Source organism: Taklimakanibacter lacteus, from assembly GCA_003576695.1.
Taxonomy (GTDB): Bacteria; Pseudomonadota; Alphaproteobacteria; order Rhizobiales; family Aestuariivirgaceae; genus Taklimakanibacter; species Taklimakanibacter lacteus.
Window position 1 is genome coordinate 139,935 of the sequence record QOZQ01000001.1, and the last position, 18,980, is coordinate 158,914.

General features: G+C 63.1%; 14 protein-coding genes. All 14 read left to right on the forward strand.

The window, feature by feature from the left end; all coding sequences use genetic code 11:
* Positions 1-18: 18 nt before the first annotated feature.
* The 14 genes from DT068_RS00645 (at position 19) to DT068_RS00710 (ending at position 18,956) form a co-directional block, all read left to right on the forward strand.
* A complete protein-coding gene (locus tag DT068_RS00645) occupies positions 19-858 on the forward strand; it encodes a DUF1444 family protein (protein WP_162913926.1) in 840 nt (279 codons plus the stop codon).
* A 66-nt stretch (positions 859-924) separates the two neighbouring features.
* Positions 925-1,785, forward strand: a complete 861-nt coding sequence (locus tag DT068_RS00650) for an FkbM family methyltransferase (RefSeq protein WP_119387837.1) — start codon at positions 925-927, stop codon at positions 1,783-1,785.
* A gap of 85 nt (positions 1,786-1,870) precedes the next feature.
* Complete coding sequence (locus tag DT068_RS00655) at positions 1,871-3,196, forward strand: adenylate/guanylate cyclase domain-containing protein (RefSeq protein ID WP_119387838.1); 1,326 nt, start codon at positions 1,871-1,873, stop codon at positions 3,194-3,196.
* On the forward strand, positions 3,196-4,167 hold the full coding sequence (locus DT068_RS00660; protein WP_119387839.1) for a polysaccharide lyase family 20 protein: 972 nt from the start codon (positions 3,196-3,198) through the stop codon (positions 4,165-4,167). The genes DT068_RS00655 and DT068_RS00660 overlap by 1 nt, the downstream gene beginning before the upstream one ends.
* A 79-nt stretch (positions 4,168-4,246) precedes the next feature.
* Positions 4,247-6,133: an ABC transporter ATP-binding protein gene (locus DT068_RS00665; protein ID WP_119387840.1), complete on the forward strand. Its 1,887-nt coding sequence runs from the start codon at positions 4,247-4,249 to the stop codon at positions 6,131-6,133.
* Positions 6,130-8,028 (forward strand): ABC transporter substrate-binding protein, encoded by a 1,899-nt coding sequence (locus DT068_RS00670; protein WP_119387841.1) that lies wholly within the window; start codon positions 6,130-6,132, stop codon positions 8,026-8,028. The genes DT068_RS00665 and DT068_RS00670 overlap by 4 nt, the downstream gene beginning before the upstream one ends.
* Positions 8,029-8,030: 2 nt before the next feature.
* Entirely contained in the window at positions 8,031-9,029 is a 999-nt protein-coding gene (locus DT068_RS00675; protein ID WP_119387842.1) for an ABC transporter permease, read from the forward strand.
* 5 nt (positions 9,030-9,034) lie between these two features.
* Positions 9,035-10,207, forward strand: a complete 1,173-nt coding sequence (locus DT068_RS00680; RefSeq protein WP_119388282.1) for an ABC transporter permease — start codon at positions 9,035-9,037, stop codon at positions 10,205-10,207.
* An 85-nt stretch (positions 10,208-10,292) separates the two neighbouring features.
* Positions 10,293-11,507: a glycosyltransferase family protein gene (locus DT068_RS00685; RefSeq protein WP_119388283.1), complete on the forward strand. Its 1,215-nt coding sequence runs from the start codon at positions 10,293-10,295 to the stop codon at positions 11,505-11,507.
* Positions 11,504-12,742: a glycosyltransferase family 4 protein gene (locus tag DT068_RS00690; protein ID WP_438816392.1), complete on the forward strand. Its 1,239-nt coding sequence runs from the start codon at positions 11,504-11,506 to the stop codon at positions 12,740-12,742. Before DT068_RS00685 ends, DT068_RS00690 begins: the two co-directional genes overlap by 4 nt.
* Positions 12,739-13,863, forward strand: a complete 1,125-nt coding sequence (locus tag DT068_RS00695; protein WP_119387844.1) for a glycosyltransferase family protein — start codon at positions 12,739-12,741, stop codon at positions 13,861-13,863. Before DT068_RS00690 ends, DT068_RS00695 begins: the two co-directional genes overlap by 4 nt.
* Before the next feature lie 131 nt (positions 13,864-13,994).
* Positions 13,995-16,724, forward strand: coding sequence for an ABC transporter transmembrane domain-containing protein (locus DT068_RS00700; RefSeq protein ID WP_119387845.1), 2,730 nt, complete (start codon positions 13,995-13,997; stop codon positions 16,722-16,724).
* Between the two features lie 30 nt (positions 16,725-16,754).
* Positions 16,755-17,219: a cyclic nucleotide-binding domain-containing protein gene (locus DT068_RS00705; RefSeq protein ID WP_119387846.1), complete on the forward strand. Its 465-nt coding sequence runs from the start codon at positions 16,755-16,757 to the stop codon at positions 17,217-17,219.
* Between the two features lie 24 nt (positions 17,220-17,243).
* Complete coding sequence (locus DT068_RS00710) at positions 17,244-18,956, forward strand: adenylate/guanylate cyclase domain-containing protein (RefSeq protein ID WP_119387847.1); 1,713 nt, start codon at positions 17,244-17,246, stop codon at positions 18,954-18,956.
* Positions 18,957-18,980 lie beyond the last annotated feature (24 nt).

Here is an 18,980-nt window from a genome sequence, read left to right on the forward strand (position 1 = left end):
AGCTTGGTGGGGACTGTTTTGGCACTCCTCACAGTCTTTCTGGCGAGTGCCGGGCTTGCGCAGGCCGACGAGCGCATGAGCGCGCAGGAGTTCACACAGTCTTTTGCCGCGCGGGTCGAGAAACTCTTCCCGGATGCAAGGGTGACCATCAAGCAGGCTCTGGAAGTAGAGATTAAAAGGGGTGCCGAATACGAGGCTCTCTTGTTCAAGGGCAACCTCGACAATGCGTTCAAGAAATATCTGGATGAGCCCTGGAGACTCGAGGATATCCTCAACGAACATGCGCGCGTCTCCGCCAGCGCCCCGGACAAAGCGTCATTCGCCAAGCGTGAACAACTCGTGGCCGTCATCCGTCATCAAAGTTATCTGGATGAAATCAACAAGACCAAACGCGCCGATCAGGAGTTTCCAATGCACCGGCTGGCGGGCGATATCGCTGTTTACTATGCCTTCGATGCGCCGGACACAATAAGATATGCCGACAGCCGGATGATCGAGGAGACCGGATTGACACGGTCCGATTTCGAATCGGTCGCGATCGAAAATCTTCGCCGCATCATGGTGGAGCCGCTTCTTGAGACCTATCCCGAGATGGTCGTCATATCGGCCAATGATCCCTACATGACGTCGGTTCTCCTCTTCGACCAGTTCTGGAATCCCGACAGATTTCGGTTTCGCGGCGATCTCGTCGTGTTTGTCCTGACCCGCGATCTCATGCTGGTGACAGGAAGCGAGGAAAGTGCCGGATTGGCGGCCACCCAAAAGGCCGCCCGCGATCTGATCGAAAAATTGCCCTATGCCATTTCATCGGAGCCGATCGTCCGGCGCCAGGGCAAGTGGGAGGCCTTTCAGCCATAATCGGCCTGACCTCACCTTTACGTCATCTGCATTGAAGTTAGGCCTGAGTTGGCGCAGATAACGCCCATGAATGTCCTCGACATCACCTATCATGGCGAGACGGTGACCCTGGCCGACCTTCCGGAGTACCGGAAATTCTACGGCAAGCTCACAAGCGGCGTATGGGAGCCCAAAACCTTCCGTACGCTGAGCGACCAGCTTTCGCCCGACATTACTTATATCGACATCGGGGGCTGGATCGGGGTCACGCCCTTCTGGGCCAGCCGGCGGGCCAGGCGGGTGATCGTGGTCGAGCCCGATCCCAAATGCCACGCCGTCCTCAAGGCGCTCCTGCCGCGCTATCCCAATGTGTCGCTCACCGAATGCGCGCTGTCGCCCAAGTCCTGCCTGACTCTCAATGCGGTCGATGATTTCGGCAGCTCGGAAACGAGTGCCCTCGACATCGGCAACAAAGGGTGCTCGGTCGAGGTGCCTGGCTGCTCGATGGGGGAGCTCCTGAAAAAGGCAGGTCCCGGTCCGGTCTTCGTCAAGATCGACATCGAAGGCTATGAGTACAAGATCGCCGATGAGCTCAGGGCGCTGGATCGGGCGCAGGTGCGGGGCGTGCAGCTCGCCGTCCATCCCGCCTTGTACGAGAAGAGCCTCGCCGGCTTGGCGCCATTCCGTCGCGGCAGGACGCTGCTGGCCACCTTGCGGCTGGCACGGCTCTATCGCGAGCTCGAACGGGTTGCCGCTGTGGGCAAATTTTCCAGTTTGGTTACTTACCTCATCAGTGGGGTCGGCCTGACGCGCAGCCCCCGCGGGGCTGATATTCTTTTCCTTAACCGGACGCCCCCGTTGCAATGTCGCGGTCCGGATCACACATTAGGTGGCCGAAAGCCTTTGCCGTCCGAATCGGGCCCTGCCGAGCGGGACAAGGCTTCATAATGTTATTTGAGCGCTTCTTTCGCCATGGTCGGGCAAGCCGGGTGCGGGTCCGGGTGACTTTGGGAGGAAGGCAACGGAGCACTGCATGACGGCCGCCCAGTATGAGACATCGGAAATCCTCATCGACAAAGTGTCGGACTGGCTGAAGCAGGCATCGCTCAGAAACACCGATCTCGAGACCGTGGTGCGCGGCTGCTGCGAAAGACTGGCCGCGACCGGCATTCCCGTGAAACGCATCCATGTCTCGCTGTCCATGCTGCATCCGCTCTATCGCGCCATGGGCTTCACCTGGCGTCGCGGCGAAGGCCTCAAGGTCGAAGGCTACCGCCATGTCGAGCCCGGCCAGGAAAAGAACGATATGTTCCTCAAGAGTCCTTATTTCCATCTCCTGAGCCACGGACTCGAGCATATGCGCCGGCGCATCGATGTCGACGCGCAGCCGGAATTTCCGATCTTCGAAGACCTCAGGAAGGAAGGCATCACCGACTATCTCGCTTTCGTGTCGGGCTTCGATGAGGAATGGACGCAGGGCATCCTCGGCTCCTGGTCGACCGACCGGCCGGGCGGCTTCAATGAAAGCGACATCGCGGCGCTGCTGCGCATCCAGAGCCGGCTCGCGGTGGCGACACGCGTCGCGGTGCTGAGCCAGCTCGCCGGCAACATGCTGACCACCTATCTCGGCAACGGCGCGGGCAAGCGCGTGCTGTCGGGCCAGATCCAGCGCGGCGACGGCGAGACGATCCGCGCCGCCCTCATCATAGCCGACATGCGCGGCTCGACGGCGATCGCCGAGCAGGCCGGCCGGCAGGTCTTCATCGACACGCTCAACCAGTTCTTCGATGCGATCGCCACGCCCTTCGGCGAAGGCGGGGCGGAGATACTGAGCTTCCTCGGCGACGGTTTCCTGGCGGTCATCCCTTGCGCCCGGCATCGCGGGCCTTCGGAGATCGCCTGCCGGCAGGCGCTGGCCGCCGCCCATAATGCGGTGGCGCGCATGACACAGCTCAATGAGCAGCGCCGGAGCGAGAACCTGCCGGAAATCGGCTATGGGCTGGGGCTGCATGTCGGCAATGTCATGTTCGGCAATGTCGGCCTGAAGGACAGGCTCACCTTCTCGGCCTTCGGCCAGGCGGTGAACGAGGTCCAGCGGCTCGAGAGCCTGTCGAAGAAATACAAGACGCCGATCATTGCCAGCGACGAATTTGCCCTTTATAGCGGCGGCAACTGGAAGATGCTGGGGATCGAGACTTTGCGGGGCACCGAATACGACATGAAGGTCCATGCGCCCATCGAGGGCAAGGGCACGGTCACCGACTATGTGCCGGCCAGCAAGGCGCGCGATCTCACCGACGCCGAGCAGCTCATCCTGCTGCATCGCGACAAATATCTCACCCGGCGCAAGGCGAGCTGATGCGACGTTTCGCGGCAACGGGCCTCGTCCTGGCGGGCCTCCTGGCTCTCGGTGCGCAGCCGGCGGCGGCCGGCGCGAAGCTCACCTATCAGGACAAGCTCGTCGACGGTTTCGAGGGCGCGGATTTCGCCCCCGAGGGCGGGCTCTATTACAAGAAGAATTTCGAGCAGAGCGCCGGCACCTTCGAGTTCCAGGACGAGGTGGTGCATCGCGGCAAGCGCGCCTTACGGTTGTCGGTGAAGCCGCTGTGCCCGGTGAGCCAACCTTTGTGCAGCGAGCGGGCGGAAATCTGGGAGCGCAGCAAGCTCAGAGTTCCTTACGACACCGGGGTCTGGTACGGCTTCGCGGTCAAATTCGCCGAACCCTTGCCCCAGGATGACCACCGCTACCTGGTCGCCCAGTGGAAGCGCGAGATCGAGGCCGGCGCCAACGGCGATTTCAGCCCGTTCCTGGCCTTCCGCTACAATGAAGGCAAGTTCTTCATCACGGTCGAAACCAACCTGGTGCCGGGCAAGGAGATCGAGAAGGGCAAGAGAGCTATTTGCGCCCCGGGCGAAACGGCGGTCTGGCTTCGCCCCGACACCAACCAGACGCGGGCACTGGTCGCCTTCGACAAGAATTTCGGGCCTGAGAACGGGGACGAGTTCACCGCCTGCACCGACAAGATCACCGTCACCGATCACGGCAATAAGCTGCCGGCGGCGGACAGCGGCTGGATCGATTTTGCCGTCTATTCGAAACCCGGTCCCGAGGGCACCGGCCATATAGAGATATTCGCCAACGACAAATGGATCGTCACCGTCAAAGGCCGCATCGGCCACAATGACAAGGGGCTGGGCGAGAACCAGTATTTCAAGTTCGGGCCGTACCGGGCCGGGGGCCCCGGGGTCTGGGCTCTCTATTATGACGACTTCCGCCGCAGCCTCCGTTGTGCAGATGTTACCAAGCCGCAGATTTGCCCCTTTCCCTAGAGGCTGAAAAACGGCTAGGCTCCCCAAAAAGGGGAAGCGTTGGGTCGGCCATGTTGGCAAGGCGTAAGTCCGGACCGCAATGACGGCGGCAAGTGATATTCTCCGCATTGAGGATCTGGGCATCGGCTTTGCGCTGCATGCCTGGGATTTTGATGCGGTCAAAGGGGCGAGTTTCCGGGTCCTGCCCGGGAAAGTGACGGCGCTCGTCGGCGAATCAGGCTCGGGCAAGTCGGTGATCGCGCAGACGATCATGGGCATCCTGCCCAGGCCCGGCCGGGTCAAGCATGGCAAGATCCTGTTCGCCGATCCGGTCAAGAAGAAAACCACGGATCTCGCCTCGCTCGATGTCGACGGCGACAAATACCGCCATATCCGCGGCGGCCGCATCTCGATGATCTTCCAGGAGCCGATGACCTCGCTGTCGCCGCTCCACACGATCGGCGACCAGGTGGGCGAGGCCTATCGCATCCATTTCACCGCCAGCGACACGGAAGTGCGCGCCAAGACCGAGGAAATGCTGAAGCTGGTCGGCTTTCCCGATCCCAAGCGCGCCTATGGCATGTATCCGTTCGAATTGTCCGGCGGCCTGCGCCAGCGCGCCATGATCGCCATGGCGCTCATCTGCCGGCCGGCGCTGCTCATCGCCGATGAGCCGACGACCGCGCTCGACGTCACCATCCAGGCCCAGATCCTGCAGCTCCTGAAAGAGCTGCAGCAGAAGCTCAATATGGCGATCCTGATCATCACCCATGATCTCGGCATCGTCGCCAATATCGCCGATGAGGTCGTCGTCATCTATCGCGGCGAGATCATGGAGGCGGGAACCGTCACCGACATATTCGACAGGCCTCAGCATCCCTATCTCAAGGCGCTGCTCGCGGCGGTGCCGCATTTCGACATGAAGCCCGGCGAGCGGCTGAAGGCGCTGCGCGAAGTGCCGGTCCATGCCGGATCGCTGCTGGGCTCAAGCTCCGAGCGCAACCGCAAGACCGGCGGCATCCTTCTCAATGTGCGCAATATCGGCAAGTCCTTCGCGACCCGCCAGTCCGGCTGGTTCGGCAAGAGCGATTCGAGCGAGATACGCGCCGTCGACAATGTCAGCTTCGACATCAAGCAGGGCGAGTGCTTCGGGCTGGTCGGCGAGTCGGGTTGCGGCAAGACGACGGTCAGCAAGATCATCATGCGCGCGGTCAGCGCGGATAAAGGCTCGGTCACCTTCGATTGCGGCGAGGGCGAAGTCGATCTCCTCAAGGCCGAGGGCGAAAAGCTCAAGGCGGTGCGGCGGCGCATCCAGATGGTGTTTCAGGACCCGTTCAGCTCGCTCTCCCCGCGCATGACGGTGCAGAACATCCTGTGCGAACCGCTCGAGATCCACAATATCGGCACCCCGGCCGAGCGCAAGGAGACGGTGGAACGGCTCATGCAGGCGGTCGGCCTCGATCCACGCTTCCTGTCGCGCTATCCGCACAGCTTCTCCGGCGGCCAGCGCCAACGCATCGGCATCGCCCGCTCGCTGGCGCTTGGCCCCAATCTCCTCATCTGCGACGAGCCGGTCTCGGCGCTCGATGTCTCGGTGCAGGCCCAGATCCTCAATCTGCTCAAGGACCTGCAGAAGGAGCTCGGCCTCACCTATCTGTTCATCTCGCACAACCTGGCGGTCGTCGACTACATGGCGGACCGGATCGCGGTGATGTGCCGGGGGCGCATCGTCGAGGTGGCGCCGCGCGAGACCCTGTTCCGCAATCCGGTGCACCCCTATACGCGTGCCTTGCTTGCCGCCGTGCCCTATCCCGATCTCGGACGTCCGCTCGACTTCAAGACGCTCAAGCTCGGCGGTGCCTCCGACGACAGTGCCTGGGACAAGGAGTTTCGCGACGAAGGCGATGGCCTCGATTATCGCGATCTCGGCGGCTCACACTGGATCCTTGCCCAGCGCGACCAACCATCTCGGGAGTTAGGTCAATGATTCTGCGGTTTATCTACAGCCTCGTGCTCGCCATCCTGTGTGCCATGCCGGCAGCGGCGGGCTATGTCGAGCCGGACTACTTCAAGGACAAGGTGACGAAGGGCGAGATGCCGCCCGTCGAGCAGCGCCTGCCCAAGGAGCCCCTGAAAGTGACGATCGCGGGCGAGGGCAAGTCCGTCGGCCAATATGGCGGCACGGCGCGCATCCTCATCGGCGGCCAGCGCAATATCAGCCTCATGACCGTCTATGGCTATACGCGGCTGCTCCGCTATGACGACAAGCTGCAGCTTCAGCCGGATCTCCTGCAATCCTACGAGGTCCAGGAAGGCCGTATCTTCACTTTCCATCTGCGGCCCGGTCTCAAATGGTCGGATGGCGAGCCGGTCACGACAGAAGACTTCCGTTACGCGCTCGAGGACGTGGCGTTCAACGAAGAGTTGAGCAAGGTCACTTCGCCCTATCTGCTCGTCAACGGCAAGGCGCCGGTATTCGAGATCATCGACGACCAGACGGTGCGCTACACCTGGGAAGCGCCCAATCCCGATTTCCTGCCGCAGATCGCCGCCCCGCAGGCGCTCGGCCTGCTCATGCCGGCGCATTACCTGAAGCAGTTTCACAAGAAGTACCAGACCGAGGAGAAGCTCGACGAACTGATCAAGGCAAATAGCGAAAAGAAATGGACGGGGCTCCACATCAACAAGGCGCGGCAATACCGGCCGGAGAATCCCGACCTGCCGGTGCTCGATCCGTGGCGCAACACGACCAAGCCGCCTTCCGAGCAGTTCGTCTTCGAGCGCAATCCCTATTTCCATCGCGTCGACCAGGACGGCCGCCAGCTGCCCTATATCGATCGCTTCGTCCTCAATGTCAGCTCCTCGTCGCTGATTCCGGCCAAGACCGGCGCCGGCGAGGCCGATCTCCAGGCCCAGAACATCGGCTTCGCCGATTATACGTTCCTGAAGGAAGCGGAGGCGACGCATCCGATCAAGGTCAAGCTGTGGGAAAGCGGGCGCGGATCGCGCATTGCCCTCTTCCCCAACCTGAACTTCGAGGACCCGGTCTGGAGCAAGACATTGCGCGACGCGCGTTTTCGCCGGGCGTTGTCGCTGGCCATCGACCGCAACGAGATCAACCAAGCCAAGTTCTTCGGGCTCGGCCGGCCGAGCGCCGACACCGTGCTGCCGGCAAGCGCGCTCTATAAGGACGAGTATGCGAACGCATACACCAATTTCGACCCAGCCCAGGCCGATGCGCTGCTCGACGAAATGGGTCTCGACAAGCGCGATGGGAGCGGCGTGCGGCTGCTTTCCGACGGCCGGCGCGCCGAGATCATCGTCGAGACGGCGGGCGAAGACCAGGTCGAGACCGACGTGCTCCAGCTGATCACCGATCACTGGAAGAAGGTGGGCCTGAAGCTCGTGATCCGCACCTCGCAGACCGATGTGCTGAGGAGCCGCGTCATCGGCGGCACCACGATGATGACGATGTCCTCCGGCCTCGACAATGGCGTGCCGATCGCCGACATGAATCCGCATGCCCTGGCGCCAACCAGCCACGAGCAGATGCAATGGCCGCAATGGGGCATTTTCGTCGAATCGGCCGGCGAGAAGGGCACGGAGGCCGATCTGCCGGAGGCCAAGGAGCTTTCCGACCTCTACAATCAGTGGCACAAGGCCGCCGACACGACAGCCAGGGCGGAGATCTGGCACAAGATGCTGGCGCTCTATACCAGCCAGGTCTTCTCCATCGGCATCCTGAACGGCACGCAGCAGCCCATCGTCATCTCCTCGAAACTGCGCAACGTGCCCGACAAGGCGCTCTTCAGCTTCGATCCCACCTGCTATTTCGGCGTCTACGGCATGGATACCTTCTGGTTCGAGAAGGGAGGCTCCTGAGCATGCTGCGCTACATCATCTGGCGCATCCTCATGATGGTGCCGACGCTGATGATCATATCGGCGCTGGTCTTCACCATCATCGAGCTGCCGCCGGGCGATTATTTCGAAAGCTATGTGGCGGAACTGCAGGCGCAGGGCGAGAGCGTCAATGCCGAGCAGATCGAGCAGTTGCGCCAGGAATACGGCTTCGACAAGCCGCCACTCGTGCGCTATTTCCACTGGGTCGCCGGCATGCTGACCGGCGATTTCGGCTATTCCTTCGAATACCGGCTGCCGGTCATGGATGTCGTCGGCGACAGGCTGTGGCTCACCATCGTCGTTTCCTTCACCACCATCATCTTCACCTGGCTGATCGCCTTTCCGATCGGGATCTATTCGGCGACACATCAGTATAGCTGGGGAGACTACGGCCTGACCTTCATGGGCCTGCTCGGCATCGCGGTGCCCAACTTCATGATGGCGCTGGTGTTCATGTATCTCGCCAATGTGTGGTTCGGAACCTCGATCGGCCATCTCATGGATCTGCAATACATGGATCAGCCGATGAGCTGGGACAAGTTCAAGTCGATCCTGGCGCATTTGTGGATTCCGGTGCTGATCATCGGCACGGCGGGGACCGCGGGCATGATCCGGCGCCTGCGCGCCAATCTGCTCGACGAGCTGCAGAAGCAATATGTGGTGACGGCGCGCGCCAAGGGCCTGCACCCGTTCAAGGCGCTGGTCAAATACCCGCTGCGCATGGCGCTCAATTTCTTCATCTCCGATATCGGCTCGATCCTGCCGGCGATCATCTCGGGCGCCGAGATCACCGCTATCGTGCTGTCGCTGGAGACCACCGGGCCGTTGCTGATCCGGGCGCTGAAGAGCCAGGACATGTATCTCGCCGGCTCTTTCCTCATGTTCCTCGCCTTCCTCACGGTAATCGGCGTCCTCATTTCGGATCTGGCGCTGGCGGTGCTCGATCCGCGCATCAGGCTGCAGGGCGGAAGCACGAAATGAACGATATGACGCCGCTGCCGCCGCCGGGCCAGCCGCTCAGGCATTATGTGTCGGTCGCTCCTTTCGACCCGACTTCGGGCGACACGATGAGCGAGCAGCAGAAGCGGGTGTTCCTCGCTTCGCAGTGGAAGCTCATGTGGTGGAAATTCAAGCGCCACCGGCTGGCGCTCCTCTCCGCCGTCATCCTCGCCATCCTCTATGTGATGATCGTCATCGCCGAGTTCCTGGCGCCCTATAATCTTGCCACCCGCAATGTCGGCGCCATCTACGCGCCGCCGCAGAAAGTGCGGCTGTTCCATGAGGGAAGCTTCGTCGGACCGTTCGTCTATGGCCGCAGCGTCCAGCTCAACATGGAGAACCTCAGGCGCGAATACAAGGACGACACCAGCAAGGTGCAGAAGCTGCGCTTCTTCTGCCGTGGCGATGCCTACAAGTTCTGGAGCCTGGTCGAGACGAATCTGCATCTCGTCTGCCCGGCCGAAGGTGGGCAGTTCTTCCTGCTCGGCACCGACCAGCTCGGGCGCGACGTGTTCTCGCGCATCATCTATGGCGCCCGCATCTCGCTCACCATCGGGCTTCTCGGCGTCGCGGTGAGCTTCATCCTCGGCATCGTCATCGGCGGCATAGCCGGCTATCGCGGCGGTGTGGTCGATCTCATCACCCAGCGGCTCATCGAAGTGCTGCAATCGCTGCCCAGCATTCCCCTGTGGCTGGCGCTCGCCGCCATCATGCCTGTCACCTGGTCGCCGCTGCTCGTCTATTTCGGCATCACCTTCATCCTCGGCCTGCTCGACTGGACCGGACTTGCCCGTGCGGTACGCTCGAAATTACTGGCGTTGCGTGAGGAGGACTATGTCCTTGCGGCCCAGCTGATGGGTGCAAGAGGAAGCCGCATCATCGCGCGGCATCTGGTCCCCGGCTTCATGTCGCATTTGATCGCCTCGGCCACCATATCCATCCCCGGCATGATCCTCGGCGAAACCGCATTGAGCTTCCTCGGGCTGGGCCTCAGGCCCCCGATCGTCAGCTGGGGGGTGCTGCTCAACGAAGCCACCAACATCAATGTGGTGGCGCTCTATCCCTGGCTTATGCTGCCGGTCATCCCGGTGATCGTCGTCATATTGGCCTTCAATTTCCTGGGAGACGGACTGCGCGACGCCGCGGATCCGTACAAATGAGGGGGCATCCTCACCATATGGTCGAGTTGCCGCGCCATGGCCTGGTCCGCCGGTTCCGGCGGGCCGGAAAAAAGAGAGGGGAGTGCTGATGCGCCGGCTCGAACATGCTCGAATCCTCATGTACAGCCACGACACCTTCGGCCTCGGGCATCTCAGAAGGTGCCGCACCATCGCCCATTCGCTGGTCGAGAACTACCGGGGCCTGAGCGTCCTCATCATCTCGGGCTCAACCATCGCGGGCGCCTTCGACTACCGCGTGCGCGTCGACTTCGTGAAGATTCCCTCGATCATCAAGCTGCATAACGGCGAATATACATCGCTCGACCGCCACACCGATCTGCATGAGACGCTGGAGATGCGCCAGGCGATCATCCGCCATACGGCCGAATCCTTCCAGCCCGACATGTTCATCGTCGACAAGGAGCCGCTCGGCCTGCGCGGCGAGCTCGAGGAGACGCTTTCCTATCTCAAGACGCACGGCACCACGCTGGTGCTCGGCCTGCGCGAGGTCATGGACGCACCCAATCTGCTCAAGGCCGAATGGGCCAAGCGCGATGTCCTGCGCAAGGCCGGGATGTTCTACGATTCGATCTGGGTCTACGGTCCTGAGGACTTCTACGATCCGCTCACCGGCTTCGATGTGCCGCAGAATGTCCGGTCGCGCATGCATTATGTCGGCTTCCTGCAGCGGCATCTGCCGCAGGCCGACGTGCCGATGCGCGAGGTCGAGGGCAACTACATACTGGCGACGACGGGCGGCGGCGGCGACGGCGCCGATCTCATCCACAATATCTTCGACGCCTACCGCCATGACGCAACCCTGACGCACCGGCTGCTGGTGGTGCTCGGGCCGTTCATGCCGGCGCGCAAGCGGCGCAAGCTCCTCAAGAAGGGCTCGGCCATTCCCAATGTCGAGATCATCGAATTCGACAACCGCATGGAAAATCTGGTCGCCGGCGCCCGCGCCGTGGTCGGCATGGGCGGCTACAATACCTTCTGCGAGATCCTGTCCTTCGACAAGCCGGCGCTCATCGTGCCACGCGTGACGCCGCGCGAAGAGCAGCTGATCCGCGCCCGGCGTGCCGCCGAACTCGGCGTCATCGACATGCTGCTGCCGGAAGAGGCGGAAGACCCGGCGCGCCTTGCCGAGGCGCTCAAGGTCCTGCCCGAGCGGGCGCCGCCCTCCAAGGTCACCTCGAAGCTAAGGCTCGACGGGCTCGAGAGGATCACCGATCTCGTCGGCGAATGGCTCGAGCCCGGCTCGCAGAAGCGGCTTTCGGTCATCGAAGGCGGAAATTGACGAAGAAGATCGTCATCGTTTTGAAAGGCTATCCGCGTCTCTCGGAAACCTTCATCGCCCAGGAACTGCGCGGCCTCGAGCTTGCCGGTCACGCGCTCGTCCTCATGTCGATGCGTCATCCCACCGACAAGAAGCGTCATCCGGTACATGACGAGATCGAGGCGCCGGTCACTTATCTGCCGGAATATCTGCGCGACGACCCGCTGAGGGTCCTCAGGGCCTGGTGGAAGATGCGCCGGCACAGAAACTACCGGTCGATGCGAAGCGCCTTCCTGGCCGATCTCAGGCGTGACCGGACGCGCAACCGCTGGCGCCGCTTCGGCCAGGCCCTGGTGCTGGCGGCCGAATTCCCCGCCGATTTCAATTGGCTGCATGCGCATTTCATCCACACGCCGGCGGCAGTCACGCGCTATGCGAGCCTGCTTCTCGGCGTCGGGTGGAGCTGCTCGGCGCATGCCAAGGACATCTGGACATCACCGGACTGGGAGCTGCGCGACAAGCTCGCCGATGCCCGCTTCGTCGTGACCTGCACCAAAGCCGGGTTCGACAAGCTCAAGAGCCTGAGCCCCGATCCTGCGCGCGTGCATTTGAGCTATCATGGCCTCGATCTCGCCCGTTTCGGCCGCTTCACGGCGGAGCGCCCGGCGCGCGACGGCACGGTCATCCGGGATCCTGTGGTCCTGCTCAGCGTCGGGCGGGCGGTGGAGAAGAAGGGCTATGGCGTGCTGCTCGATGCGCTGGCGCTGCTGCCCGGGGACCTCTCCTGGCGTTTCGTCCATATCGGCGGCGGCGAGCTCTTGCCGGCACTCAAGGCCAGGGCGGAAGCGCTCGGGCTGGCGGAACGCATCCTTTGGCAAGGGTCCATGGCGCAGGCCGAGGTGCTGGCGCAGTATCGCGAGAGCGATCTCTTCGTGCTGCCCTGCCGCATCGCCAGCGACGGCGACCGCGACGGACTGCCCAATGTGCTGGTCGAGGCGGCGAGCCAGCGGCTGGCTTGCGTGTCGACGACGATCTCGGGCGTGCCGGAACTTCTCAGCGACAAAGTAAACGGGCTTCTGGTGGCGCCCGACGATCCGGGCGCCTTGAGCGAAGCTCTCGCCAAGGCCATCCGCGATCCCCTTCTCAGGCGTGAGTTCGGCGATGCGGCGGAGCGGCGCGTGCGCAGCGATTTCGATCATGCGGCGAGCATCCGTCAGCTCACCCGGCTGTTCGGCGGCGTGCGGGATGCGGCATGAAGGCACTCATCTATGTCCAGCATCTTCTCGGCATCGGCCATCTGGCGCGGGTCAGCCGCATCGCTTCGGCGCTCGAGCAGGCGGCGGTCGACGTCACGCTGGTGAGCGGCGGACCGCCGGTGACGGGCTTTCCGACCGGCCAGGTGCGGGTGGTGCAATTGCCGCCCATACGGTCACGCGATGCGGCCTTCTCGGCGCTCGTCGATCAAGATGATCAGCCGGTCAGTGCGGCGCTCAAGGCGCAGAGATGCGAGCGTCTGCTTGCCGAGTTCGACGCGCTCGACCCCGATGTGCTCATCATCGAGGCCTTTCCATTCGGCCGCCGGCAGATGCGCTTCGAACTGCTGCCGCTCATCGAGCGCGCCAAGGCGAGGGTAAGGCCGCCCCTGATCGCAAGCTCGGTGCGCGATATCCTGCAGGAGAACCGCAAGGCCGGGCGTGCGGAAGAGACACTGGCGCTCATCAAGGACTTTTTCGATCTCATTCTCGTTCATGGCGATCCGGGCTTCGCGCGGCTCGAAGAGACGTTCCCGCGCGCAGCCGAGATCAGGGAGCGCATCGCCTATACCGGGCTGGTGGCCGGCGCGTCGGCGCCGTCGCCCGACCGGTTCGACGTGGTGGTCTCGGCCGGCGGCGGCATTGTCGGGCAGCGGCTGGTCGCGACCGCGGCCATGGTGGCGGCGCGCCTCGCCGCCCAATGGCCGCGCTGGTGCATCATCACCGGCCCGCATTTCCCGCCGGGCGAAAAAGCGGCGCTCGCCGCGACGCTGCCCGCCGGCATCCGGCTCGAGACCTTCCGGGCCGACTTCCCCGGGCTTCTCGCCAATGCCCGGCTGTCCATATCGCAGGCCGGCTACAATACGGTCTGCGACCTCCTGCAGGCCCGCTGCCGCGCGGTTCTCATACCCTTCGCGGCCGGGGGCGAGACCGAGCAGAGCGAGCGCGCCCGCCGCCTGGCGGAGCTGGGCCTTGCCGCGGTCGTGACCGAGAACGAACTGACGCCCGAAAGCCTGGCCGCGGCGATGGCCGGCGCGCCGTCGCCCGCGACGCACAAGATCAGTCTCGACGGGGCCGCGGAAACGGCCCGTATCCTGGCCCAGCGCCTGGCGGGCCGGCAATGATGTTAAGTATTGATTGGCATGGCTTTTCTGCCAGTAGCCGGGGCGCGAGCCTTTTTGTATGCTGAAGTCGGGAACCATGCATCTCTTCTGCCACGTCAGCCCTTTTCCACGGTCCAGGCGCCCTCATCACGATGGATAAGAATCTCGCAGTATACATCTGGAGGCACACGAGCCGGCAGCAGATCTGGATCCTGTTCATCATCCTGCTGTCGATGCCGACCTATTTCCTGTCGCTCGACCTGCCCAAGCAGATCGTCAACGGACCGATCCAGGGTGATGGCTTCAACACACCCGATGCCCAGCAGACCTTCCTGAAGATCGTCCTCGACCTTCCCGACTGGCTGGGGAAGATCGAGCCCGTCGTCCTTTTCGAGGGCTTCCATCTCAGCCGCTTCGGCATGCTGATGGCGCTGTCGGCGGCCTTTCTCCTCCTGGTCGTCGTCAACGGGCTGTTCAAATTCTACATCAATACCTTCAAGGGCCGGCTCGGCGAGCGCATGCTGCGCCGCCTGCGCTTCCAGCTCATCGACCGCGTGCTGCGCTTCCCGCCCAATGTGTTCAAGCGGGTGAAGGCTTCGGAAGTCGCCACCATGGTGAAGGATGAAGTCGAGCCCCTGGGCGGCTTCATCGGCGATGCCTTCGTGCAACCGGCCTTCCTCGGCATGCAGGCGGGGACCGCGCTCTTCTTCATCGTGCTGCAGAATTTCTGGCTCGGCATCCTGGCCGCCTTCATGGTCGGCATTCAGGGGATCATCATCCCCAAGATGCGCCGCCGCCTCATCCGGCTGGGCAAGGAGCGCCAGCTCACCGCCCGCCAGCTGGCGGGCCGGGTCGGCGAGATCGTCGACGGCATCTCGTCGATCCACGTCCATGATACGTCGAACTACGAGCGTGCCGATATCGCCAGCCGCCTGGGACGCATCTTCAAGATCCGCTACGACCTCTATCAGTGGAAATTCTTCGTCAAGTTCCTCAACAATTTCCTGGCGCAGGTCACGCCCTTCCTGTTCTACGCGATCGGCGGCTATCTGGCGCTCAGGGGCCAGCTTGATATCGGTCAGCTGGTCGCGGTGATCTCGGCCTACAAGGACCTGCCGAGTCCGATCAAGGACCTGATCGACTGGGACCAGCAGCGTCTCGATGTGCAGGTCAAATATGCGCAGGTCTATGAGCAGTTCCATGTCGACCAGCTCATCGATCCCGCGGTCCAGGCGCTCGCCAGCAAACCGGCGACGCCGATCGAGACGCCGATCTCGATCTACAATTTTTCCGCCAGCGACGACAGCGGCGCCAGGCTGCTCGAGAACATCACGCTCGACATCCGCCCGGGCGAGAATGTCGCGGTCATCGGCACCGCCGGCGGCGGCACCGAAGCGCTTGCCGACGCCATTGCCCGGCTGGTCTGGCCGGAGAACGGCCGCATCTCCGTCAACGGCGCGGATCTGCTGGCGCTGCCGGAAGCCGTCACCGGACGGCGCATTGCCTATGCGGCAGGCGAGGCGCATCTGTTCCAGGGCACCATCTACGACAATCTCGTCTATGTGCTGAAACACTATCCGGTTCGCCATCCGGCCTATGAAGGAACGCTCGCCAGCCAGCGCGAATGGGAAGTGAGCGAAGCGCAGCGCGCCGGCAACCCCGATCACGATCTGCGCAGCGATTGGATCGACTATGAGACGATCGGCGCCAAGGGGCCGGAAGATCTTTCCGCCGCCGTCGAGCATGTCCTCGAAGCCGTCTCCTTCTCCGATGATGTCTTCGATCTGGGACTGCGGGCCTCACTCGACGAGAAGCTGCATCCGGCGATCCCGAGGCACATCGTCGAGGCCCGCAAGGCGCTGCAGACGCGGCTCGACGAAGAGGGGCTTTCCGGCCTCGTCGCGTCCTTCGATCTCGCACTCTACAACACCGAGGCGACGGTGGCCGAGAATCTCCTGTTCGGCACGCCGGTCGGGCCTGAGCTTTCCAACGCCAATCTGGCGGCGAATGCCTATTTCCGCTCCATCCTGACGCAATCGAATCTCGATGAGGCGCTCTATCGCATGGGCGTCGAGATCGCCCGCAACGCGGTAGAGCTGTTCCGCGACCTGCCGCCCGATCATCCGTTCTTCCAGCAGCTCATCTTCATGACGGCGGACGAGATCCCGGACTATCAGGCGCTGCTGCAGCGCGTTCAGGACAAGCCCTTCGCCGCGATCTCGGAGGCGGATCGCCGGCGCATGATGAAGCTCACCTTCTCCTATGTCGAGCCGCGCTACCGCTTCGGCCTGCTCGACGACGGGATGATGGAGCGTATCGTCCAGGCGCGCATGGTCTTCCACGACAATCTGCCCGACAACCTCAAGGGCGCGATCGAGCTCTATGATCCGGAAGGCTACAATAAATCGGCGAGCATCCTCGACAATGTGCTGTTCGGCCGCGTCGGCCACCGGCACGCGGATGCCGGCGACCGCATCCGCGGCATCGTGCGCGCGGTGCTCGATGATCTCGATCTCAGCCAGGACGTGATGAAGGTGGGACTTGAATTCAACGTCGGCGTCGGAGGCCGCCGCCTCACCACGGTGCAGCGCCAGAAGCTGCATGTGGCGCGGGCTCTGCTCAAGCGCGGCGATTTCATCATCCTGAACAAGGCGCTGTCGTCGGTCGAGCAGCGCACGCAGGAGCAGTTGGTCCGCTCGGTGCTGGGCGAAGCCGCCCGCGACGGGCGCAAGCCGGCGGTGATCTGGGTGCTGAGCAATCCCAATCTCGCCCGCCTGTTCGACAGGGTGGTGGTGCTGGACCGGGGGGTTGCCGTCGAGGACGGCAATTATGACCATCTGATGTCCCGAAAGGGCGTTTTCGCCGGTCTCCTGGCGTCGTAAGATAGGGGAATGATATGGGAGAAATGAGCCATGCAGCTGAGAGATGAAGTTGAGCTGTTGCGGCGCGTGCCGTTGTTTTCGGGCGTCGCTCCGGCCAAGCTCAAGCTTCTGGCCTTCACGTCGGACCGGGTCAGCTTCAGCAGCGGACAGACCTTGTTCAAGCAGGGGGATCCGGGCGATGCCGCCTATGTGGTTCTCTCCGGCTCGGCCGACATCCTGGTCAATTCGCAAAGCGGCGAGATCAAGGTGGCGACTCTCGAACCCAATTCGATCGTCGGCGAGATCGCCATTCTCTGCGACGTCGCGCGCACCGCGACGGTCCGGGCCAATGCGCCGCTCGAGACACTGCGCATCCGCAAGGACCATTTCCTTAAGCTGCTGGCGGAGTTTCCGGAGATGGCGGTCGAGATCATGCGGGTGCTCGCCGACCGTCTCAGCCACACGACCGCCGAGCTCAGCGAAGCGCGCAGCGAATTGCGGCGCAAGACGCACTAGCTGCGGCCTGCGGCGGAGGCCGTCATGGCGCATCCCGACGTTGCCTTGCCTCACAAGATGACGCTGCCGCGCGTGAGCCTGCGCCAGGCGCGGCTCGCCACCGGCCTTGTGCTGTTCGCCTTCGTGCTCACGCACTTCCTCAATCATGCGGTGGGCCTGGTTTCCATCGATGCGATGGAATGGGTGCGTGACCTGCGCACCGCCGTCACCCGCAGCCTCGTCGGCACGCTCATCCTTGCCGGCGCGTTCGTTATCCATTTCGTGCTCGGTGTCGTGGTTTTCGTCGGCCGGCGCAATCTCAGGATCGCAGCGCATGAATGGGTGCAGCTCGCCTTCGGCCTCCTCATTCCGCTTCTTCTGATGCGCCATGTCACCGGCTTGCGCGTCGCCCATGAATATGTGGGCTTCGAGGACAACTACACTTACGCGCTATGGGTCATGTGGACATCGGAGGCGGTACGCCAGGCCGTGTTGATGATCCTGGTGTGGGTGCATGGCTGCATCGGTCTGCATCACTGGCTCGAATTCAGGAGCTGGTATCGCGATCTCAAATGGCTGTGGGTGGCGCTCGCCACCCTCATCCCGGCGCTGGCCTATGCGGGCTTCGCCTCGGCCGGCCGTGCGGTGCGCTACGAAACCGATTTCCAGCCGCCGTTCACTCCCGAGCAATACAAATTTCTTCTCGGGCTCATGAACTACGAGTTCTACGGCTATCTGGGCGTGCTTGCCGCGGTGGTGGCGGTGCGCGCAGGGCTCAGCGCCGTCGACCATTACCGGCACAAGATCACCGTCACCTATACGGGCGGGCAGCGCGTGTCGGCGCGGCGCGGCATGTCGGTCCTGGAGATCAGCCGCTTCAACAATATCCCGCATGCCTCGGTCTGCGGCGGCCGGGCGCGCTGCTCGACCTGCCGGGTGCGGGTGATCGAAGGGGCGGCGAACGAGCCTCCACCCGATGCCGGCGAGCGCCGCGTGCTGCAGCGCGTCGGCGCCCCGGCCAATGTCAGGCTCGCCTGCCAGTATCGACCGGTGAGCGACATCACCGTCACGACTTTGCTGCCGGCGGTGAGCGTCGATGCGCTAGGCGGGCTGACGGACAAGTATTTCTGGGGCGTCGAGCAGGACGTCACGGTCATGTTCTGCGATTTGCGCGGCTTCACCCGGCTGTCCGAGCAGCGTCTCTCGTATGACGTCGTGTTCCTGCTCAACCAGTATCTCGGCCGCATGAGCGAGGTCATCAACGATACCGGCGGCTATGTCGACAAGTTCATGGGCGACGGCATCATGGCGATCTTCGGCATGGACCGGCCGGCGAAAGCGGGTGCCCGCGATGCGCTCGCGGCGACGCGCGCGATGGGCGGCGTGCTCGATGCCCTCAACCAAAGCCTGCATGAGGAATTGCGCGGCAAGCTCGAAATGGGGATCGGGCTGCATGCGGGCACGGCCATATTGGGGCGCATAGGGGCGGCAGGCAAATCCTCGGGTGCCGGCGGCGTTACGGCGCTCGGCGACACGGTCAATACCGCAAGCCGTCTCGAAGGAGCGTGCAAGGAGCTCAATATGCAGGCCATCATTTCCACAGCCGTCCTGGACAAGGCCGGGGTCGAGAGGGGCGGGCTCGAGACCCGGCGAATCGACATTCGCGGGCGGGTCGAGCCCATCGAGGTGGTGGCGGTCAAGCGGGCGACGGAGCTTCCCGCTTTGGAGTTCCATAGCACGCCAGACCTGCTACGATAGGGCCAAGCGAGGGTTTAAGTACTT